The organism is Streptomyces xylophagus (assembly GCF_000716435.1).
Lineage (GTDB): Bacteria > Actinomycetota > Actinomycetes > Streptomycetales > Streptomycetaceae > Streptomyces > Streptomyces xylophagus.
Window position 1 is genome coordinate 162,838 of the sequence record NZ_JNWO01000013.1, and the last position, 17,934, is coordinate 180,771.

Annotated in this window: 16 protein-coding genes; 13 read left to right on the top strand and 3 right to left on the bottom strand. The window is 71.1% G+C overall.

The window, feature by feature from the left end; all coding sequences use genetic code 11:
- Positions 1–197: 197 nt before the first annotated feature.
- From OO70_RS28070 to OO70_RS28090, 5 genes are all read left to right on the top strand, one after another.
- The gene (locus tag OO70_RS28070; protein ID WP_043677068.1) at positions 198–1,052 is read left to right on the top strand and encodes a bifunctional methylenetetrahydrofolate dehydrogenase/methenyltetrahydrofolate cyclohydrolase; all 855 of its coding nucleotides are present in this window, start codon (positions 198–200) and stop codon (positions 1,050–1,052) included.
- Positions 1,042–1,530, top strand: a complete 489-nt coding sequence (locus OO70_RS28075) for a DUF3017 domain-containing protein (protein WP_051741678.1) — start codon at positions 1,042–1,044, stop codon at positions 1,528–1,530. The genes OO70_RS28070 and OO70_RS28075 overlap by 11 nt, the downstream gene beginning before the upstream one ends.
- Positions 1,531–2,008: 478 nt before the next feature.
- Positions 2,009–2,482, top strand: a complete 474-nt coding sequence (locus OO70_RS28080; protein WP_043677072.1) for a helix-turn-helix domain-containing protein — start codon at positions 2,009–2,011, stop codon at positions 2,480–2,482.
- 156 nt (positions 2,483–2,638) lie between these two features.
- Positions 2,639–3,895: a helix-turn-helix domain-containing protein gene (locus OO70_RS28085; RefSeq protein WP_043677074.1), complete on the top strand. Its 1,257-nt coding sequence runs from the start codon at positions 2,639–2,641 to the stop codon at positions 3,893–3,895.
- Positions 3,896–4,213: 318 nt separating this feature from the next.
- Positions 4,214–5,203, top strand: a complete 990-nt coding sequence (locus tag OO70_RS28090) for a malate dehydrogenase (RefSeq protein WP_019055650.1) — start codon at positions 4,214–4,216, stop codon at positions 5,201–5,203.
- Positions 5,204–5,280: 77 nt separating this feature from the next.
- On the opposite strand, the gene OO70_RS28095 is transcribed toward OO70_RS28090, so the two are convergent.
- Entirely contained in the window at positions 5,281–5,970 is a 690-nt protein-coding gene (locus tag OO70_RS28095; RefSeq protein WP_043677077.1) for a siderophore-interacting protein, read from the bottom strand.
- Between the two features lie 117 nt (positions 5,971–6,087).
- On the bottom strand, positions 6,088–6,981 hold the full coding sequence (locus OO70_RS28100) for a bifunctional helix-turn-helix transcriptional regulator/GNAT family N-acetyltransferase (RefSeq protein WP_043677080.1): 894 nt from the start codon (positions 6,979–6,981) through the stop codon (positions 6,088–6,090).
- Positions 6,982–7,122: 141 nt separating this feature from the next.
- Here OO70_RS28100 and OO70_RS28105 point away from each other — a divergent pair, with 141 nt between their 5' ends.
- Both OO70_RS28105 and OO70_RS28110 read left to right on the top strand, forming a co-directional pair.
- Positions 7,123–8,919: a hypothetical protein gene (locus OO70_RS28105; protein ID WP_043677083.1), complete on the top strand. Its 1,797-nt coding sequence runs from the start codon at positions 7,123–7,125 to the stop codon at positions 8,917–8,919.
- Complete coding sequence (locus tag OO70_RS28110; protein WP_043677085.1) at positions 8,906–9,259, top strand: hypothetical protein; 354 nt, start codon at positions 8,906–8,908, stop codon at positions 9,257–9,259. The genes OO70_RS28105 and OO70_RS28110 overlap by 14 nt, the downstream gene beginning before the upstream one ends.
- Positions 9,260–9,304: 45 nt before the next feature.
- Here OO70_RS28110 and OO70_RS54745 read toward each other — a convergent pair whose 3' ends face one another.
- Positions 9,305–9,823 carry a hypothetical protein gene (locus OO70_RS54745; protein ID WP_158711524.1) on the bottom strand — a complete coding sequence of 173 codons (519 nt, stop codon included), beginning with the start codon at positions 9,821–9,823 and terminating at the stop codon, positions 9,305–9,307.
- Here OO70_RS54745 and OO70_RS28115 point away from each other — a divergent pair.
- The 6 genes from OO70_RS28115 (at position 9,807) to OO70_RS28140 (ending at position 17,934) form a co-directional block, all read left to right on the top strand.
- On the top strand, positions 9,807–10,457 hold the full coding sequence (locus OO70_RS28115) for a hypothetical protein (RefSeq protein ID WP_043677254.1): 651 nt from the start codon (positions 9,807–9,809) through the stop codon (positions 10,455–10,457). The genes OO70_RS54745 and OO70_RS28115 overlap by 17 nt on opposite strands.
- Positions 10,458–10,608: 151 nt before the next feature.
- A complete protein-coding gene (locus OO70_RS28120; protein ID WP_043677257.1) occupies positions 10,609–12,150 on the top strand; it encodes an aldehyde dehydrogenase family protein in 1,542 nt (513 codons plus the stop codon).
- Between the two features lie 142 nt (positions 12,151–12,292).
- Complete coding sequence (locus OO70_RS28125) at positions 12,293–13,822, top strand: GMC family oxidoreductase (protein ID WP_043677259.1); 1,530 nt, start codon at positions 12,293–12,295, stop codon at positions 13,820–13,822.
- Positions 13,822–15,033 (top strand): quaternary amine ABC transporter ATP-binding protein, encoded by a 1,212-nt coding sequence (locus tag OO70_RS28130; protein ID WP_234336935.1) that lies wholly within the window; start codon positions 13,822–13,824, stop codon positions 15,031–15,033. The genes OO70_RS28125 and OO70_RS28130 overlap by 1 nt, the downstream gene beginning before the upstream one ends.
- Positions 15,033–16,976 (top strand): ABC transporter permease, encoded by a 1,944-nt coding sequence (locus OO70_RS28135; RefSeq protein WP_043677087.1) that lies wholly within the window; start codon positions 15,033–15,035, stop codon positions 16,974–16,976. The genes OO70_RS28130 and OO70_RS28135 overlap by 1 nt, the downstream gene beginning before the upstream one ends.
- Before the next feature lies 1 nt (position 16,977).
- Positions 16,978–17,934, top strand: a complete 957-nt coding sequence (locus OO70_RS28140) for an ABC transporter substrate-binding protein (RefSeq protein ID WP_043677089.1) — start codon at positions 16,978–16,980, stop codon at positions 17,932–17,934.

Genomic DNA, 17,934 nt, shown 5'->3' on the forward strand with positions numbered 1-17,934 from the left:
GAGGTACGTCACAACATGAGCGGTTTGCCCCCCAACACCTACCGCAGTACTGCGGCGTTCATCGTTCTAGCCGCGGCTGGTTTTTGTCCAGCGGCATTCCATAGGTGTTGTGTAAGTGCAACATCAGTGATCATGGCGATACACCCGAGGTGTACCCGGATTGGAACCATGAGGGCGTCATCCGCGAGGATGGGTCCATGACCGCCCAGATTCTCGATGGCAAGGCCACCGCAGCCGCGATCAAGTCCGATCTGACCGCCCGCGTGGCGGCGCTGAAGGAGAAGGGCGTCACGCCCGGCCTCGGCACGATCCTGGTCGGGGACGACCCCGGCAGCCAGAAGTACGTCGCGGGCAAGCACCGGGACTGCGCCCAGGTGGGCATCGCGTCCATCCAGCGCGAACTGCCCGCCACCGCCTCGCAGGAGGAGATCGAGGCGGTCGTACGCGAACTCAACGAGGACCCGGCCTGCACCGGTTACATCGTCCAACTGCCGCTCCCCAAGGGCATCGACGAGAACCGCATCCTGGAGCTGATGGACCCGGACAAGGACGCGGACGGGCTGCACCCGATGAACCTCGGCCGGCTCGTCCTCAACGAGCCCGCCCCGCTGCCCTGCACCCCGAACGGCGTCCTCACCCTCCTCCGTCGCTACGGCGTGGAGATCAAGGGCGCCGAGGTCGTGGTCGTCGGCCGAGGTGTCACCATCGGCCGCCCGATGCCGCTCCTCCTCACCCGGCGCAGCGAGAACGCGACCGTGACCCAGTGCCACACGGGCACCCGCGACCTCTCCTCGCACCTCAAGCGCGCGGACATCATCGTCGCCGCCGCCGGTTCCGCCCACCTGATCCGGCCCGAGGACGTGAAGCCCGGCGCCGCCGTCCTCGACGTCGGTGTCTCGCGGAACGCCGACGGCAAGATCGTGGGCGACGTCCACCCGGGCGTCGCCGAGGTCGCCGGCTGGATCTCCCCGAACCCCGGCGGAGTCGGCCCGATGACCCGCGCCCAGCTGCTCGTCAACGTGGTCGAGGCGGCGGAGCGCAGTGTCGCCTGACAACAACCCCGGTAAGACCGAGGACACGGACGACATCGAGGTCACGGACCCCGTCAGCGCCCCCGACGCCGACGGCACCCCGCGCCGCACCACCCGCCGCTTCCCCCTCTTCACCCGGGACACCGCCCGCCCCGAGGGCGGCGGCCGGGCCGCGTCCGGCGCCGCCCCGGCCCCGGCCCGCCAGTGGCCGATCCTCGCCGTCCTGGGCACGGTCGGCCTCGGCCTCCTCCTGACCGCCTTCGACGTCTTCCGCTACGGCACCCTGCTCATCGGCGCCGCCCTGCTGGCCGGAGCGGTGCTGCGCTGGGTGGTCCCGGACGTCGGCATGCTCGCCGTCCGCTCCCGCTTCACCGACATCGTCACCTACGCCGTCCTCGGCCTCGCGATCGTCCTGCTGGCGATGATGGCCCAGCCGAAGCCATGGCTGACGATCCCGTACCTCAAGGACACGCTGCACTACACGGTCAACAGCAACTAGCGCCGCACCAGGCAACGTTCGCCCTGCATGGCGTGACGGGCCGCCCGGGTCCCGGTCCTGGGCGGCTCACGGCCGGCAGGCTGTCATCGTTCCGGGAGGGGGCTCCTGGTGAGCGAACACCATGCTCCGTGGCAGTTGCTGATCCAAGTTGTAGTAGCCCCGCACCATACGGCCGACCGCGCCGCAGCGGTGAACGTCGTCCGGTGCCGAACCGGCTTTCCGTGCCCCGCAGTTCGTGACGCACGACGGCGGCCCGTCCTCTCCCCCGAGCAAGGACGCGCCGCCGTCTGTATTCAGGCTGCCGTGCTGTGCGGGTGCTGTTCAACGGCTGTCGGTGCGCTGTGGCAGGGAGGTGACCGTTTCGCTACGGGGCGCGCACCACATCACGATGACGGAACCGTTCCCCTTCCGGTGTCGTCATTTCGCTCGGAACGGGCAAGTGGGGCGGGCGAGTGAGTAGGCGGGCGGTGGAGGAGCGATGGGCGGCTGGCAGCCGCTGCCGGACGATCTGCCGGCGGAGGTACGGCACTTCGTGGAGCACCTGCGTCTCCTCAAGGACCGCACCGGACTGAGCCTGGTCGCCCTCGGCGCGCGCACCGCGTACAGCAAGTCCTCCTGGCACCGCTATCTCAACGCCACCCAGCCCCCGCCCCGGCAGGCCGTCGTGGCCCTGTGCCGGGTCGCCGGTGTCGACCCCGAACGCATCGGTGTCCGCTGGGAGTTGGCGGTCCAGGCCTGGCCCCGCCCGGCGACGGTCCCGGAACGGGTGGACGGCGGGGAGGGCGGGGAGGAGTACCGGGACGATCCGACCCTGCCGTGGTGGGACACGCCGCCCGAGAAGGAGCAGGGGTCCGGGCCCGGTGGACGGCTGCTCCGGTACGCGTTGGTGCTGTTGCTTTTCCTGCTTCTCACGGCTGTCGTGGGAGTCGTGGCTCTTGCGGCGATGTATTGACAAGTTTGCGGATATGCAACGAAGACGACCAACAGCAGCGTTAGCGTGGGCAATTCAGGGCACAGGGCATCAAGGGTACGAGCGATGTGAGCGTGGGGGAGCAGTCAGTACGCAGCAGGGGGAATGAGGGGGGAAGCAATGCCTCGTTGGAGGGCCTTGCCGGATGAACTCGATCCGCAGGTCAGGGAGTTCGCCAGCCAGCTGCGCAGGCTGGTGGACCGCAGCGGCCTGAGCATCGCGGCGGTGGCCGACCGCACGGGCTACAGCAAGACGTCCTGGGACCGTTATCTCAACGGCCGGCTCCTCGCACCGAAGGGCGCCATCGTCGCCCTGGCCGAGGTCACCGGCACCAATCCCGTTCATCTGACCACGATGTGGGAGCTCGCCGAGCGCGCCTGGAGCCGCTCGGAGATGCGCCACGACATGACCATGGAGGCGATCCGGATCTCCCAGGCGCGTGCCGCGCTAGGGGAGTTCGGGGCGCCCCCGGCGAGCGCACCCGGCAGCGGAAAGGCGCAGACCGGCAAGACTGCTCGCAAGGGCGGCAGTGTCACCGCGACCCCGGGGATCGCCGGTCCGGCGGGCGTGTCCCCGACGGTGCCGCCGCAGCCGACGGCGCCCGACAGCGACGTACACGAAGGTGTCTCCAAGGTCGGCAACTCGTGGGGGATGGCCGGGTATGCGGGCCCCGCGCAGTCCGGCGGCGGGGGCGGTTCCGCGGCGGTGTCGTCCGGGTCCGCGTCGGTCGGGGCCGGGCCGGAGTCGGCGCAGTCCGGCCGGCCGGGTCGTATACCGGAGGCGTCCGGCTCGTCCGGCTCGTCTGTGGCAGCCGGGTCCTTCGGTCCGTCCGGGTCGTTCGGGGAACCGCCGTCGGCGCCCCGAGCCGGGTCGCCCGGCGGTGGCGGTGGCGGTGCCAAGCGGCGGGTGCTGATGTTCGGTGCCGGGGTCGTCGGGGTGCTGGTGGTGATCGCGGCCGTGTTCCTGTTCACCCGCCCGGGCGGCGGGGACAAGAAGACCGGCGCCACGCACACCTCGGCCTCGCCGTCCATCAGCACGAACCCCGACCTGCCGGCCGGAGTGAAGTGCGTCGGCGCGGGCTGCACCGGCAAGGACGCCGAGGCCATGGGCTGCACCACGGACGCGGGCGCGGTGACGACGGCCAAGACGGCCACCGTCGGCACGACCGTCGTCGAGGTCCGTTACAGCAAGACCTGCGGCGCCGCCTGGGGCCGTATCACCGCGGGGGTGCAGGGGGACTCCGTCCAGGTGAGCGCGGGCACGGTGAAAGAGGCCGACAGCATCACGGCGACCGGCGACAACATCGCGTACACCCCGATGGTGGCCGTGAAGGACGCGGGCGAGGCGAAGGCCTGCGTGACGCTGGCGTCGGGGCAGAAGGGGTGCACGACCTAGGCCGTGCATGTGGGGATTCGGTGAACGGGGGAATGCCCGCTCCGGACCGGGGCAGGCGAAGCTCACCCCCACGGGAGTCCGGCTGACCCGGTACCCCCACGGCGGCCGTCCGGTGTTCCTCTCCCGAGCCGGACGGCCGCCTTTTCCGTGCCCCGGTCCTGACGCTGTGGGGTGGGCCACACGGACCCGGGAACCCGGGATCGCGGATGCGCGATAGCCTGACCGGTGGATCTCTTGACGCCAAGAGATCGATCATTTGTACGTCTCGCACCCCGGGGCAGTGCCGCCCCACCGCCAGCTGTCATAACGGAGAACGCCATGACCCGCACTCCCGTGAACGTCACCGTCACCGGCGCGGCCGGCCAGATCGGTTACGCCCTGCTCTTCCGCATCGCCTCCGGCCAGCTGCTCGGCGCGGACGTGCCGGTCAAGCTGCGTCTCCTGGAGATCACCCCGGCGCTCAAGGCCGCCGAGGGCACGGCGATGGAGCTCGACGACTGCGCCTTCCCGCTCCTTCAGGGCATCGACATCACGGACGACCCGAACGTCGCCTTCGCCGGCACGAACGTCGCCCTTCTCGTCGGCGCCCGCCCCCGCACCAAGGGCATGGAGCGCGGCGACCTGCTCTCCGCGAACGGCGGCATCTTCAAGCCGCAGGGCAAGGCCATCAACGACAACGCCGCGGACGACATCAAGGTCCTCGTCGTCGGCAACCCGGCCAACACGAACGCGCTCATCGCGCAGGCCGCCGCACCGGACGTACCGGCCGACCGCTTCACCGCGATGACCCGCCTCGACCACAACCGCGCGCTGACCCAGCTCGCGAAGAAGACGGGCACCACGGTCGCCGACATCAAGCGCCTGACCATCTGGGGCAACCACTCCGCCACCCAGTACCCCGACATCTTCCACGCCACGGTCGCCGGCAAGAACGCCGCCGAGACCGTGAACGACGAGAAGTGGCTGGCCGAGGAGTTCATCCCGACCGTCGCCAAGCGCGGTGCCGCGATCATCGAGGCCCGCGGCGCGTCCTCGGCGGCCTCCGCCGCGAACGCCGCCATCGACCACGTCCACACCTGGGTCAACGGCACGGCGGACGGCGACTGGACCTCCATGGGCATCCCCTCGGACGGCTCCTACGGCGTCCCGGAGGGCCTCATCTCCTCCTTCCCGGTCACCACGAAGGACGGCGTCTACGAGATCGTCCAGGGCCTGGACATCAACGAGTTCTCCCGCGCCCGCATCGACGCGTCGGTGAAGGAGCTGGAGGAGGAGCGCGAAGCGGTCCGCTCCCTCGGCCTCATCTGAGCACCTCCTACGGGTAGTTGAGGGCTCGGTCACGAGCTTTCACGGGCCTCGCTCCGGTTTTCCTGCCGGAGCGGGGCCTAATCCATGCCCCGCCTCCCCGGCGCCCAGAACGGCTTGGTCAGGACGGACCGCCGTTCCCACCCCAACTCCCCTACGAGGACCTGCCGGACCTGCTGCACGGTGCGCGCCTCCCCGGCGACGTACGCGATGCCGCCCGCAGCCGGCGCGAGCTGCCGAACCGCGTCCGGGAGCGAAGTCCCGCCCCTGGTCAGCCAGTTGAGGCGGTCGGAGTGGGCCACCGGGAGTCGGTCCTCGTCCTTCTCCGTCTCCACGCAACCGGAGATCCGCGCCCCCTCGGGCAGCGCGCCCAGCATCGCGCCGAAGGCGACGGACGCCGTCTCCTCGCCGACGAAGACGTGGTGGGCGGCGTCGGGTCGGAGCGTGAAGGCGCCCTCGGGCTTGCGCAGCCGCACCTGGTCGCCGACGCCGACGCTCTTCCCCCACTGCGCCCCGGGTCCCCCCTCGGAGTGGTCCAGCACGCACAACTCGACGGCACCGGACGGATCGTGGCGCCACACGGAGTACGTCCGCAGGGTCAGGCCGCTCACCAGCACGCGTACCTGCTGACCGGGTCGGACGTCGAGTCCGGCGAGGCCGTCGCCCTCGATGCGCAGCCGGCGCATACGGGCGGTGATCGGTTCGGCGGCGGTGACGACGGCGCGGAGTGTCACGAGGTCGAGGACGGGATTCAGGAGGGCGGTGGGCACGGGTGGCTCCTCAACTGGGGTGCATGCGTGGGGAGTTGATGCTCAGGGGTGAGATGGACGCGATAGTACGCGTTCTTCGCCGGACGCGATAGTACGTGTGGCGGTGCGGTCGAGGTGTCAGCGGGCGCCGGTCAGTCGCTTCTCGAACCAGTGGGACGCGTAGACGTGGTCGACGTAGGCCGGGATCTCCGCGTACCCGCACGCCCGGTACATCGCCTGCGCCTCCGTGAGCACCGCGTGCGTGTCCAGTCGTACGACGGTGAAGTCGTGTGCCACGGCGGCCCGTTCCAGTTCCGTGAGGATGCGGCGGGCGAGGCCGAGGCGGCGGGCGGCGGGGTGCACCCAGACGTGCCGGATCTCGCCGACGCCCGGCTCCAGGGTCCGTAGCGCCCCGCAGGCCATCGGCCGCCCCTCCTCGTACGCGACGAAGAACGCGCCCGCGTCCCCGGTGACCTCCTCCGGCCGTACGAGATCCGTCTTGTCGAAGCCCTCCGGGAAGCGGGTGTCGATGTCGGCGGCGTAGGCGTCCAGGCAGGCGCGGGCGTCCTCGGCGGCGCCGTCGACCAGGGCGATCGTGATGCCGGCCAGGCGGAGCAGGCGCTGGGTGGTCGCCAACGCCCTGGTCAGTTCGGTGCGTTGGGGTGGGGTGAGGGTGGTGAGGAGGCCGGCCGCGAGGGCGTCGGCGCGGCGGTTCTGCTCCTTCAGTTCGACGCGGCCTGCCCGGGTCAGTTCGATCAGGCGCAGCCGGGTGTCGTGCGGGGGCACGGTCAGCCGGACCAGGCCCTGCGCCTCCAGGGACTTCGCCATCCGGCTCAGGTAACCCGCGTCCAGGGCGAGCCGTCCGCGCAGCTCCCGCAGCGAGACGCCGTCACCGATCTCGAACAGCAGCCGGGCCTCACCGAGGGGGCGGTCCTGGCCGAGGTAGTGGTCGTCGAGCGCGCCGATGCGGCGGGTGAAGTAGCGGTTGAAGCGGCGGAAGGCCGAGACGTCCTCGTCCGTGACTGGCTCCATATTTCTTTGACCTTAGTCAAAGGAGTCGAAGGCGTCCATGGCAGTGCAGGGAAACCCTGGCCCCTCTATGCTGATTCTTTGTCAATTAGCCGCTGGGACCACGTTGTTCAGCGGAGTCAGTCCACGCATCGGGGGAGTCGCGTGAGTACCGCTTACGTGCCGCAACAGCCACAGCCGGCCACCACCACAGGGGTCCCACCGGGACCGCCGCCCACCCCGCCGCACGCCAGCGAAGCCACTCGGCTGCTGTGCGCGGGGACGTATCTGGACTCCGGGTACCGCGACCGGGTCATCGACGAACTGCACCTCAACGAACAGCGGATCGTGGCCCCTTCGCTCGGTTTCGACGCGGCCCGCGTCCTCGCCCACGCGCTGCGGGCCCGCCGCCAGGAGCTGCAGTGGGCCGGGGCGATCCTGGGCCTGTGGGTGGTGGGCTCGGCGCTCGGCGGCGGTCTGCCGGTCCTGTTCCTGGTCCCCGGGCTCTACCTCGCGATCGGCGGCTGGATCAGGGGCCGGGCCGCGCACCCGCCGCTGTACCGGCTGGTACCCGCCTTCCTGTTCCGCTGGTGGGGCCGCTTCATGTTCGCGTTCCTGCTGGTCATCACCGTGATCGCGGCCTTCGGCGGCGGCGACGACACGCCCACGTACAGCTCGTCCTACGACTCCTACGGCTCGTCCGGTGTCTACGGCGACAGCGCCTCCGGTTCGTCCAGCCCCTCCGACCTGCTGGTGCCGAGCCTCGATGGCCTCGCGAGCACGATCAGGCCCTGGCAGGCCTGGCTCACCCTCGTCCTGTTCGCGCTGATCGCGCTCTGCCTGGTTGCCCAACGCGACCGGTTCGCCCGGGCGTTGGCCGCCGAACTGTCTCCGCAGCGCTTCCCGGACGCCGCGAGCGACCCCGCCGAGCAGAGCGAGGGGCAGCGCTTCCGGCGGCTCAGGGACCGGGTCCGGATCGAACAGCACGCGCCGCTGGTCATGTACCACGAGGCCCGTCCGTTCTGCGGGGCCGGCGTGCCCGAGGAGACCTGGGTGCTCGCGGTCGAACTCCGGCCCGATCCCGAGAAGGAACAGCGGCCGATCAGCAACCGCACGGTCCTGGAGACGATCCGCCCCCTGCTGGCCCAACTGCGGTTCCCCGCGGACCACTCCGCGCACCTGGGGCGCGACCGGCTGCGCTGGCTGGAGATCGACGAGTGCGTGTTCCTGCCCGCGGAGGGGCTGCTGCGGCGCGAGGAGGCGCCGTACTACCCGCAGGCCTTCGAGGACCACCGGGCGCGCGCGGTCGAGGAGGGCGCCGAGAAGCGGCGGCACTTCCTGCGCGTCCGCGTCGGTGGCTGGGAGGAGGAGCTGGTCGTCACGGTGTTCGTGCGCATCCACACCCAGGGCCGCATGCTCACCCTGGAGATCGCCCCGCACGTCCTGCTGCCGGTCCGCGAGGACTTCAAGAACGCGGACCGTACGGCCCACCGCTTCCGCCACAACAACGCGCTCGGCAAGGCCGCTTGGGGGCTCGCCCGGGTGCCCGGCTCCCTGGTCGGCTCCGTCGTCGTCCTCGGCCGGAGCGTGCTCTACGGCTGGCGGCTGCTCACCGGCGGGTACGCGGGCGCGCTGCCCGACGGACCGGCCCTGTCCGTACGGGAGTTGGGGTCGGCGCCGGCCGGGTCCACGTTCCAGGAGATGGACGTCGAGCGGTATCTGCGCAACGTGCAGGACCGGGTCGCCAACGGGGTGCGGAACGCGCTCGCCGAAGCCGGCTATCTGACGGGCGAGTTCGTCCAGAAGATCACGAACATCAGCAACAACACCGTCCACGCGGACAAGGTGGAGGGCAGCACCTTCGTGGTCGGCGATCACGGGTCCGCCGCCTCCACCCACACCACGACCTCGACTTCGAGCACGACTTCGACGAAGGGACCCGCCACCGATGGCAACGGATGAGCCGAACGTCAACTTCGGGAACGTCTCCCACAGCACCTTCGCCGTCGGCAGCCACGCGCAGGCCGTCAGCCACCACGGCACGGCACCGCAGCGCGACGAGGCGGCCGAGGAGCTGCTGAAAGCCGTACGCGAACTGCGTGCCGATCTCGCCCGGGTGCGCGGGACGGACCAGACGGCGGCGCTGGACGCGGCGCTCGCCGACACGGAGGACGAGATCACCCGCACCGGACAGGCGGCCCCGACGCGCCGCGAGCGCCTGCGGGAACTGCTCGCCGACTCACAGGCCCTGCTGACCGTGCTCGCGTCGGCCGGAGCGGTGGCCGGGCTGGTGGGACTGTGAGCGGGTCGGGGAGAGGGACGCGATGAGCGGGGGACCGGGGCCGCGCTACTGGAACGAGGAGACCCAGCGCTGGGAGGACGGCGAGGGGGCGGGCGGTACGGGAGGTGCGGGAGGTGCGGGGAGCACGGGGAGCATGGGTGCGGTGAGCCCGGTGAGCCCGGTGGCTCCGACGGCCCCTGTGACGCCTCCGCCTACGCCTCCACCCACGCCCACGCCTCCGCCCCCGTCGCTCCCGGACTCCGTACCGGAGTGGACCGCTGTGGACGTGCCGGACGACACCGGTACGGCGCCTCCCACGCTGCCTCCGACCCCGCCGCCGGGACCGGTGCCCTGGCCCGCCGAGGCGAGCACGTGGCCCGGCTTGAGCGGCACCGGTGCTGACACCTGGCACGCGTCGAGCGGCACCGGCGCCGACACGGGGACCGGTGTCTGGCCCTCGCCGGAGCCGTTGATCAGCACCGGTGTGCCCGCCGCGCCGCCTCGCCCCGGGTTCAGCAGGCGGGTCGTCTGGTCCGTGGTCGTCGGTGCGGCGGTGGTCGGGGTGGTCGTGAGCCTGGTGCTCACCCGGGTGGTGGACTCGGGGGACGGCGACGGCAAGGGGGGTCACACGGCCGCCGCCGGTTCGACGTCGCCGGGGCCCACGGATGTGTCACCGTCCCCGTCCCCGTCGGTCGGCACCGAGACCGCGTCCCCGTCTCCGTCCGCCTCCGCCCCCGTACTTCCCGCCGGCTATCAGGCGCACGAGGACCCCGAGCGCTTCCGGATCGCCTACCCGGACGGCTGGACCCGCTCCACGGCGCCATCGTCGTACGGCATGGCGGTGGTCAACTACCGCAGCGCGGACTCCACGCACCGTTTGCAGGTGTACCAGGTCTCGGAGTCGTCCCCGGAGGCCTCGTTCGAGCTGTTCCTGTCGGACAGCACGGCGAAGGCGCCGGGTTTCCGGAAGATCGCCCTGGAGAACCTGGACGACGGCACCCTCACCGCCTCCCGCCTGGAGTACACCGCCGACTCCCTGAGGGGCGAGCCCGACATCGGCACCTGGCACGTCTACGACGAGCGGTTCGTGGCCTCCGACGGGAAGAACTACGCCATCGCCGTCTACGGCCCCGACGCGGACGGCACGGCCGACGAGCTGGAGGTGCTCAGCACGGCCCTGGGCTGGTTCTGCCCGCCCGATGCCGGGTGTTCCGTTTAGTCGCCTTTTGTTCCCATGTTCAGTGACCCGGCCCACTTTCGGCCATGGATCGCGCATGCATACGGACGTCTCGGGCAGGCGCTCGCAGTCCCCGAGAGCGACAGTTAGGTGACGCTGGGGCGCTGAACAGGAACGGAAGGCAATGCCGATCATGGCGGACAGTACGGAACAGCAGGCGCGGAAGACCATTCACGCGGGCGGCGAGTGGCTGGAAGCGGTCTCCGGGGCCACCCGCGAGATCATCGACCCCGCGGACGCGCTGCCGTTCGCCGTGGTGGCGGAGGGCGACGAGAAGGACACGGACATAGCCGTCGCCGCCGCCCGCGCCGCCTTCGACGGCGGTGAGGGCGGCGCGGGTGAGGGGGTTTGGCCGCGCACGCCCGTCACCGAGCGGGCCGCCCTGCTGCGCCGCGTCGCCGACCTGCTCGTGCGCGACCGCGAGCAGCTCGGCCTGCTGGAGAGCCGGGACGCGGGCAAGACCGTCGAAGAGGGCCGGATCGACATCGACTGTGTCGCCGACGCCTTCCGCTACTTCGCCGACCTCGTCGCCGCCGAGGCCCCCGGCCGGGTCGTCGACGCGGGCACACCCGACGTCCACAGCGTCGTCGTCCACGAACCCGTCGGCGTCTGCGCGCTGATCACCCCCTGGAACTACCCGCTGCTCCAGGCGAGTTGGAAGATCGCGCCCGCTCTCGCGGCGGGCAACACCTTCGTCGTCAAGCCCAGCGAGATCACCCCGCTGACGACGATCGCCCTGATCGACCTGCTCGTCGAGGCGGGACTGCCGAGTGGGGTGGCCAACATCGTCACGGGCCCCGGACACACGGTCGGCGCCCGGCTCGCCGAGCACCCCGACGTCGACCTCGTCTCCTTCACCGGCGGCCTGACCAGCGGCACGAAGGTGGCGCAGGCCGCCGCCGTGACCGTGAAGAAGGTCGCCCTCGAACTCGGCGGCAAGAACCCCAATGTCGTCTTCGCCGACGCCTGCGCCACCGAGGAGGGCTTCGACACCGCCGTCGACCAGGCCCTCAACGCCGCCTTCATCCACAGCGGCCAGGTCTGCTCGGCGGGCTCCCGGCTCATCGTCGAGGAGACCGTCCGCGAACGCTTCGTGGCCGAACTCGCCCGCCGCGCCGCCAAGATCAGGCTCGGCCGCGGCACCGAGGACGGCGTCGAGTGCGGCCCGCTCGTCTCCGAGCAGCAGCGCGCCAAGACCGAGGCGTACGTCGCCGGCGCCCTCGCCGAGGGCGCGGTGCTGCGCTCCGGCGGCAGGCGCCCCGACCCCTCCGCCGAACGCCCCGCCACCGGCTACTTCTACGAGCCGACCGTCCTCGACCAGTGTCACCGCGAGATGACCGTCGTACGTGAGGAGGTCTTCGGACCGGTCCTCACCGTCGAGACCTTCCGCACCGAGGACGAGGCGGTCGCGCTCGCCAACGACACCGAGTACGGCCTCGCGGGCGCCGTCTGGACCGCCGACGCGGGCCGCGCGCGCCGCGTCGCCGGACGACTGCGGCACGGCACCGTCTGGATCAACGACTTCCACCCCTACCTCCCGCAGGCGGAGTGGGGCGGTTTCGGAAAAAGCGGCGTGGGCCGGGAGCTCGGCCCCTCCGGACTCGCCGAGTACCGCGAGGCCAAGCACGTCTACCAGAACTTGGCACCGGGACCGGTGCGCTGGTTCGCGGGCTGATCCCGGCGACTTACTGACCCCGCCAACCTGAGCCCACCTAGGGGCGCGGGGCTGTGCCGATATGCGGCTCCGCCGCGTGGGCGCGACCAGCCACAACGCACCCGCACCCGAAGACACCACCCCCACCCCGGAGTTGCTCCTCATGCCTGAGACCCCCCACGTATACGACTACGTCGTCATCGGCGGCGGCACGGCCGGCTCAGTCATCGCCTCCCGCCTCACCGAGAACCCCGACGTCACCGTCGCCGTCATCGAGGGCGGCCCCACCGACGTCGACCGCGAGGACGTACTGACCCTGCGCCGCTGGACGGGCCTCCTCGGCGGCGACCTGGACTACGACTACCCGACCACCGAACAGCCGCGCGGCAACTCCCACATCCGGCACAGCCGCGCCCGCGTGCTCGGCGGCTGCTCCTCGCACAACACCCTCATCGCCTTCAAGCCGCTGCCGTCCGACTGGGACGAGTGGGAGGCGGCGGGCGCGAAGGGCTGGGGCGCGATCTCGATGGAGGCGTACTACGCCCGCCTCCTCAACAACATCGTCCCCGTAGACGAGAGGGACCGGAACGCCATCGCCCGCGACTTCGTCGACGCGGCCCAGGAGGCGCTAGGCGTCCCGCGCGTCGAGGGCTTCAACAAGGCGCCCTTCACGGACGGCGTCGGCTTTTTCGACCTCGCCTACCACCCGGAGAACAACAAGCGCTCTTCGGCTTCGGTCGCGTATCTGCACCCGGTGATGGACGAACGCCCCAGCTTGACGATCCTCCTGGAGACTTGGGCCCACCGGCTGGAGCTGAACGGCACCCGCGCCGAGGGTGTGCACGTCCGCACCAAGGACGGCGAGGAACTCCTCGTCCGGGCCCGCCGCGAGGTCGTCCTGTGCGCCGGTGCCGTCGACTCCCCGCGCCTGCTCCTGCACTCGGGCATCGGCCCCCGCAAGGACCTCGAAGCGCTCGGCATCCCCGTCGCGCTCGACCTGCCGGGCGTCGGCGAGAACCTCCTCGACCACCCCGAGTCGGTGATCGTCTGGGAGACGAACGGACCGATCCCGGAGAACTCCGCGATGGACTCCGACGCGGGCCTGTTCGTACGCCGCGATCCCCAACTCCCGGGCCCCGACCTGATGTTCCACTTCTACCAGGTCCCCTTCACCGACAATCCGGAGCGCCTCGGCTACGAACGCCCCGAGTTCGGCGTCTCCATGACCCCGAACATCCCCAAGCCGAAGAGCCGCGGCCGGTTGTTCCTGACCAGCGCCGACCCGTCGGTCAAACCCGCCCTGGACTTCCGCTACTTCACCGACGAGGACGACTACGACGGCCGCACCCTGGTCGACGGCATCCGCATCGCCCGCGAGATCGCGAAGACCGAGCCACTGGCCGGCTGGTTGAAGCGGGAAGTGTGTCCCGGCCCGGAGATCCTCGGCGACGAGGAGCTGAGCGAGTACGCCCGCAAGGTCGCCCACACTGTGTACCACCCGGCGGGCACCTGCCGCATGGGCGCCGACACCGACGAACTGGCCGTAGTGGACCCCGAGTTGCGCATCCGCGGCCTGGACGGCATCCGCATCGCCGACGCCTCCGTCTTCCCGACCATGCCCGCCGTGAACCCGATGATCGGGGTGCTCATGGTCGGTGAACGGGCCGTGGACCTGATCGGGGGTGGTGCGTGATGAGTACCTCCGTTACCCCGACCAGCCCTGTCTTTTCCGTCGAGGGCCTCTGGAAGGTCTTCGGCCCCAAGGCCGACCGGGTCCCGGCCGACCCCGAACTCACCGCCCTGGACGCCGCAGGCCTGCGCACCCGCACCGGCTGCACCGCCGCCGTCCGTGACGTCTCCTTCGACGTGCGCAAGGGCGAGGTCTTCGTGGTGATGGGCCTGTCCGGCTCCGGCAAGTCCACCTTGGTCCGCTGCCTCACCCGCCTGATCGAACCGACCGCCGGCACCATCGCCATCGACGGCGAGGACGTCCGCGCGATGGACAAGTCCCGGCTGCGCGAACTCCGCCGCCACCGCGCCGCGATGGTCTTCCAGCACTTCGGTCTCCTCCCGCACCGCACGGTCCTCGACAACGTCGCCTACGGCCTGGAGATCCAGGGCATCGGCAAGGCCGAGCGCCGCCGTAGGGCCGCCGAGGTCGCCACCAAGGTCGGCCTGGAGGGCATGGAGCAGCGGCGCCCCGCCCAGCTGTCCGGCGGCCAGCGTCAACGCGTGGGCCTGGCCCGGGCGTTGGCGGTGGACCCCCAAGTCCTCCTGTTCGACGAGCCGTTCAGCGCGCTCGACCCGCTGATCCGGCGCGACATGCAGGAGGAGGTCGTCCGGCTGCACCGCGAGGAGGGCCGCACGATGGTCTTCATCACCCACGACCTGAACGAGGCGCTGAAACTCGGCGACCGCATCGCCCTGATGCGCGACGGCCGCATCGTCCAACTCGGCACCCCCGAGGAGATCGTGGGCTCCCCGGCCGACGACTACGTACGCGAGTTCGTACGGGACGTACCGCGCGCGGAGGTCATGACGGTCCGTACGGCGATGCGTGCCGCGTCCGCGGAGGAGGCCGGCGGGGTCGGCGGCGCGGGCAGCGGTCCCGCCGTCGCGCCCGACGCCACAGTCTCCGAAGCCATCGAGGCGGTCGCGCGCGCCGGGGTCCCGGCGAGGGTCGTCGACCAGGGCCGCTGTGTCGGGATGGTGGATTCGGACGTGCTGCTCGGCGTGGTCGCGGGCACGGGGGACAGCGGTAGCGCAGGGGGCGGTGGCGGCGCAGGTGTCGGCACCGCGACCGGCACCGGCGGCGACAGCACCGGCGTTCGCATGGCTGCCGGTGACGGCCCTGGCCCCGGCGTCCGCGAGGAGCCCGCCGATATCGGCAAGGAGGCGGTCTGATGGCCACGGTCACCGCACCCGCCCCGCGCCTCGCCCTCCCCGGCGTCCTCCGCCACCGGGCCGCGCACAAACTTCTCCTGCTCGCGCTCGCCGCAGCGATCCTCGTACCGCTCGCCAACGCGCACTGGTCCAGCGGGAGTTGGCCGGGCGCCCTCACCGTCGACCTGTCCGGTCCGCTGGGCCGGGCCAACGACTGGATCATCGACAACCGGGACAGCCACCCACTGTTCCTCTACTTCTTCGGCTACATCAGCAACGCCGTCGTCCTGTCGGTACGCGCCGTGTACCTGGTGCTGCTCGCCGCGGGCTGGGCCGGCGTCACCGCGTTCGGCGCGCTCGTCGCCTGGCGGGTCGCGGGCGTACGCCTCGCGATCGGGACCGGCGTCGCCTTCCTCGCCTGCGGGCTGCTCGGCATGTGGGTGCCCACCATGCAGACCCTCGCACTCATGGTGGTCGCGGTGCTCACGTCGGTCGTCGTGGGCGCCCTGCTCGGCCTGGCCGGCGGCCTCTCCGCGCGGGCCGACCGCGCGCTGCGCCCGGTCCTGGACACCATGCAGGTGCTCCCGGCCTTCGCCTACCTCCTCCCCGTCGTCCTCGTCTTCGGCATCGGCGTCCCCGCCGCCGTCCTCGCCACCGTCGTCTACGCCGCCCCGCCCATGGCCCGCCTCACCGCGCTCGGCCTGCGCGACGCCGACCCGGAGGTCCTGGAGGCCGTCGAGTCCCTGGGCGCCACCGGACGCCAACGCCTGTTGACCGCCCGTGTCCCGCTGGCCCGCAAGCAGCTCCTCCTCGGCCTCAACCAGACGATCATGATGGCCCTGTCCATGGCGGTCATCGCGTCCGTCATCGGCGCCGGAGGCCTCGGCGACCGCGTCTACCAGGCCCTCGCGTCCGTGGACGTGGGCGCGGCCCTGGCCGCCGGCATCCCGATCGTGCTGCTGGCCGTCGTACTGGACCGGGTCACGGCAGCGGCGGGCGAGCGCGCGGGGGAGCAGGGAGCGGGTCTCCGCCCGTGGCTGTACGCGCTCGGCGCCACCGTCGCCGTAGCGGTGGCGGTCCGGCTGGCCGGCGCCCTCGACTGGCCCTCCGGCTGGACCCTCGGCATCGCCGAGCCGGTGAACCGCGTCGTCGACTGGATGACCGCCCACCTCTACTCCGGCGTCCCCTACCTCGGCGGCACCGCCGACTGGGCGGGTCACTTCACCACCTGGGTCCTGGACCCCGTACGCGACGGCCTGCAGTGGCTGCCCTGGTGGGCGCTGCTCCTGATCGTCGCCGCCCTCGCCTGGGTCATCGGCACCTGGCGCACCGCGCTCACCGCCGTCCTCGCCATGGCCGCGATCGGTGTCCTCGGCGTGTGGAAGCCGTCGCTGGACACGCTGTCGCAGGTGCTGGCCGCCGTGGCCGTCACCCTCGTCCTCGGCTTCGCGACCGGCATCGCCGCCGCCCGCAGCGACCGCTTCGAACGTGCCCTGCGCCTCGTCCTCGACGTCTGCCAGACGATGCCGCAGTTCGTGTACCTGATCCCGGTCGTCGCGCTCTTCGGCGTAGGCCGCGCCCCCGCCGTGGCGGCGGCCGTCGTCTACGCCCTCCCCGCCGTCGTCCGCATCACCACACAGGGCCTGCGCCAGGTCGACCCGGCCGCCCTGGAATCGGCCCGCTCGCTGGGCGCGACCAGCACCCAACAACTGCGCCAGATCCAACTCCCGCTCGCCCGCCCGGCGTTGCTCCTCGCCGTCAACCAAGGTGTGGTGCTCGTCCTCGCCGTCGTCATCATCGGCGGCCTGGTCGGCGGCGGCGCGCTCGGCTACGACGCCGTATTCGGCCTCGCCCAGGGCGACTTGGCGACCGGACTGGTGGCGGGCGCCGCGATCGTCTGCCTCGGCCTGATGCTCGACCGGGTGACCCAGCCGACGGAACGCCGCACCAAGAAGGGAGCGTGACATGCGAGTTCGTACGCTTTATTCGGTGGCCGCGGTGACGTCCCTCGCCCTGCTCTCGGGCTGCGGCGCCGCCGACATGACCAAGCAGGCCTCGCCCTTCGCCAACGCGCAGGGCGCCAAGACCGTGACCCTCTCCGTCCAGTCCTGGGTGGGCGCGCAGGCCAACGTGGCTGTCGCGCAGTACCTGTTGGAGCACAAGCTCGGCTACCGCGTCGACACCGTCCAGGTCGACGAAGTCCCCGCGTGGGACGCGCTCAGCCAGGGCCGGGTCGACGCGATCCTGGAGGACTGGGGCCACCCCGACCAGGAGAAGCGCTACGTCGACGACAAGAAGACGATCACGCGCGCGGGCGGCCTCGGAGTCACCGGGCACATCGGCTGGTACGTCCCGACGTACCTCGTCAAGCAGCACCCGGACATCACGAACTGGAAGAACCTCAACAAGTACTCCTCGCTGTTCCGCACCGCCGAGAGCGGCAACAAGGGCCAGTTGATGGACGGTTCGCCCTCCTACGTCACCAACGACAAGGCGCTGGTGACGAACCTGAAGCTCAACTACCAAGTGGTGTTCGCCGGTTCGGAGGCCGCGCAGATCACCCAGATGAAACAGTTCGCCAAGGAGAAGAAGCCCTTCCTGACCTACTGGTACGCACCCCAGTGGCTCTTCAAGAAGGTCCCGATGACCGAGGTCGAACTCCCTGCCTACAAGGAGGGTTGTGACGCCGACGCGGCCAAGGTCGCCTGCGCCTACCCCCACACCCCGCTGCAGAAGTACCTCAACACGGACTTCGCGCAGCGCGGCGGCAAGGCGGCGGCCTTCCTGAAGAAGTTCAAGTGGACGACCGAGGACCAGAACGAGGTCTCCCTGATGATCGCCGACCAGAAACTCTCCCCGGCCGACGCGGCGAAGAAGTGGGTGGACAACCACCCCGCCACCTGGAAGGCCTGGCTGTCCTGA